The organism is Mycolicibacterium wolinskyi (assembly GCF_002101965.1).
GTDB classification, from domain to species: Bacteria; Actinomycetota; Actinomycetes; order Mycobacteriales; family Mycobacteriaceae; genus Mycobacterium; species Mycobacterium wolinskyi.
In genome coordinates, this window is record NZ_LQQA01000026.1 from 1 (window position 1) to 3,609 (window position 3,609).

The 3,609-nt window shown below is 56.0% G+C and carries 2 rRNA genes; both read right to left on the minus strand.

The window, feature by feature from the left end:
* Positions 1-8 precede the first annotated feature (8 nt).
* A 5S ribosomal RNA gene (rrf, locus tag AWC31_RS21255) occupies positions 9-122 on the minus strand.
* A gap of 127 nt (positions 123-249) precedes the next feature.
* Positions 250-3,376 (minus strand): 23S ribosomal RNA (locus AWC31_RS21260).
* Positions 3,377-3,609 lie beyond the last annotated feature (233 nt).

Below are 3,609 nucleotides of genomic sequence, written 5' to 3' on the forward strand. Positions count from 1 at the left end.
TAATTTGTGTTCGGCGGTGTCCTACTTTTCCACCCGTGTGGGTAGTATCATCGGCGCTGGCAGGCTTAGCTTCCGGGTTCGGGATGGGACCGGGCGTTTCCCTGCCGCTATGGACCGCCGTAACTCTATTCACTTTATTCAGTGCAGGTGTGTTTTGGTGGTGGGGTGATCGGTTTGATCATCCGTGGATGTGTGTGGTTGCGAGTGCGTCAGCATTGTTTGGTTTACATGTTTCCCCACGGTGTGGGGTGTTGTAAGTTTTCGGCCGGTTAGTGCCAGTTCCCTGAACTTATTGCTAAGTGTGTAGGTCTGGTCTATCGATCCCGTGGTCTGCGGGGGGCCTTATCCCTCTAAAAGGGTGAGAAGCCTGGTCTTGGAGGGGGTTTCCCGCTTAGATGCTTTCAGCGGTTATCCTGTCCGAACGTGGCTATCCAGCGGTGCTCCTGGTGGAACAACTGGTAGACCAGAGGTTCGTCCGTCCCGGTCCTCTCGTACTAGGGACAGATTTCCTCAAGCTTCTGACGCGCGCGGCGGATAGAGACCGAACTGTCTCACGACGTTCTAAACCCAGCTCGCGTGCCGCTTTAATGGGCGAACAGCCCAACCCTTGGGACCTGCTCCAGCCCCAGGATGCGACGAGCCGACATCGAGGTGCCAAACCATCCCGTCGATATGGACTCTTGGGGAAGATCAGCCTGTTATCCCCGGGGTACCTTTTATCCGTTGAGCGACACCCCTTCCACTCAGAGGTGCCGGATCACTAGTCCCGACTTTCGTCCCTGCTCGACATGTACGTCTCGCAGTCAAGCTCCCTTGTGCACTTACACTCAACACCTGATTGCCGTCCAGGTTGAGGGAACCTTTGGGCGCCTCCGTTACATTTTGGGAGGCAACCGCCCCAGTTAAACTACCCGCCAGGCACTGTCCCTGAACCCGGTTCAGGGTTCGAGGTTAGAGGCCCAATACGATCAGAGTGGTATTTCAACAACGACTCCACAACCACTGGCGTGGCTGCTTCACAGTCTCCCACCTATCCTACACAAACCGTATCGAGCACCAATACCAAGTTGTAGTGAAGGTCCCGGGGTCTTTTCGTCCTGCCGCGCGTAACGAGCATCTTTACTCGTAGTGCAATTTCGCCGAGTCTATGGTTGAGACAGTTGAGAAGTCGTTACGCCATTCGTGCAGGTCGGAACTTACCCGACAAGGAATTTCGCTACCTTAGGATGGTTATAGTTACCACCGCCGTTTACTGGGGCTTAAATTCTCCGCTTCACCCCGAGGGGTTAACGGGTCCTCTTAACCTTCCAGCACCGGGCAGGCGTCAGTCCGTATACCTCGTCTTGCGACTTCGCACGGACCTGTGTTTTTAGTAAACAGTCGCTTCTCACTGGTTTGTGCCACCCACTCACGCTCACCACCGCAAGGATGGATCACGCCATGTGGGTCCCCCTTCTCCCGAAGTTACGGGGGCATTTTGCCGAGTTCCTTAACCATAGTTCACTCGTACGCCTTAGTATTCTCTACCTGACCACCTGTGTTGGTTTGGGGTACGGGCCGTGTATGTCCTCGCTAGAGGCTTTTCTCGGCAGCATAGGATCACCGAATTCGCCTCACTCGGCTATGCATCACCTCTCAGGATATGTGAAACCCGGATTTGCCTAGGTTTCTCCCTACAGGTTTGCCCCAGTATTACCACTGACTGGTACGGCTACCTTCCTGCGTCACCCCATCGCTTGACTACTACCAGCGAAGGTCCCATGCAGCCCCACCAACGCCGCACCCCGAAGGGATTGGTCACGGTGGTTTTGGATGGTTAGTACCGCTGATTCATCAGGGACGCACATACACGGGTACGGGAATATCAACCCGTTGTCCATCGACTACGCCTGTCGGCCTCGCCTTAGGTCCCGACTCACCCTGGGCGGACTGGCCTGGCCCAGGAACCCTTGGTCTTTCGGCGGGCAAGGTTCTCACTTGCCTAATCGCTACTCATGCCTGCATTCTCACTCCCACACCCTCCACAACTAGATCACTCTGCTGCTTCACCGGATGCAGGACGCTCCCCTACCCAACGACACAAGGTCGTTGCCGCGGCTTCGGCGGTGTGCTTGAGCCCCGCTACATTATCGGCGCACAATCACTTGACCAGTGAGCTATTACGCACTCTTTCAAGGGTGGCTGCTTCTAAGCCAACCTCCTGGTTGTCTTCGCGACTGCACATCCTTTTCCACTTAGCACACGCTTAGGGGCCTTAGCCGGCGATCTGGGCTGTTTCCCTCTCGACGCACGGAGCTTATCCCCCGCCGTCTCACTGCCACACTCTTGGACTTGTCGGCATTCGGAGTTTGGCTGACGTCAGTAACCCTGTGGGGCCCATCGGCCATCCAGTAGCTCTACCTCCAACAAGAAACATGCGACGCTGCACCTAAATGCATTTCGGGGAGAACCAGCTATCACGGAGTTTGATTGGCCTTTCACCCCTACCCACAGCTCATCCCCTCAGTCTTCAACCTAAGTGGGTTCGGGCCTCCACACGGTCTTACCCGCGCTTCACCCTGGCCATGGGTAGATCACTCCGCTTCGGGTCCAGAACACACCACTACACCACACACTCCTGTGTGGATACGCCCTATTCAGACTCGCTTTCGCTGCGGCTACCCCACCCGGGTTAACCTCGCGACATGTCCCTGACTCGCAGGCTCATTCTTCAAAAGGCACGCCATCACCCCACGCAAAAACGAAGGCTCTGACGGATTGTAAGCGCACGGTTTCAGGTACTCTTTCACTCCCCTCCCGGGGTACTTTTCACCATTCCCTCACGGTACTAATCCGCTATCGGTCACTGGGAAGTATTCAGGCTTACCGGGTGGTCCCGGCAGATTCACAGCAGATTCCACGGGCCCGCTGCTACTCGGGAACACCGTCCAAGGCAGATGTCAGGTTTTCACGTACCGGGCTCTCACCGTCTACGGCAGGCCATCCCAAGCCACTTCCGCTAACCACAACATTTTCTCACTGCCCTCCAGCCAGGTAGAACCGGACAGACGAATCCCACAACCCCGCACACACAACCCCTACCCGGTATCACATGCATACGGTTTAGCCATCCTCCGCTTTCGCTCGCCACTACTCACGGAATCACAATTGTTTTCTCTTCCTACGGGTACTGAGATGTTTCACTTCCCCGCGTTCCCCCCCAACGCCTATGTATTCAGCGTTGGGTGACACGACATCACTCGTGCCGGGTTTCCCCATTCGGACATCCTCGGATCCACGCTCGGTTGACAGCTCCCCGAGGCATATCGCAGCCTCCCACGTCCTTCATCGGCTCCCAGTGCCAAGGCATCCACCATGCGCCCTTAAACACTTACAACACAAAACCAAAAAATGAGTCAAAAAGAAATTGCACATCGACACACAACAACATGACACCCACCCGAAGGCCGATGCCACACCCTTGCGTGCCAGATGCTCGCAACCACTATCCACAAATCAAACACCACACCCCACCACCAAAGTGAGGCAACAACACGCCGACACCCCTCACCGGGATGCCACCCCCACACCGGGGGGCACGGGCCTGTTGTCTCAAAGCCCAATAGTGTG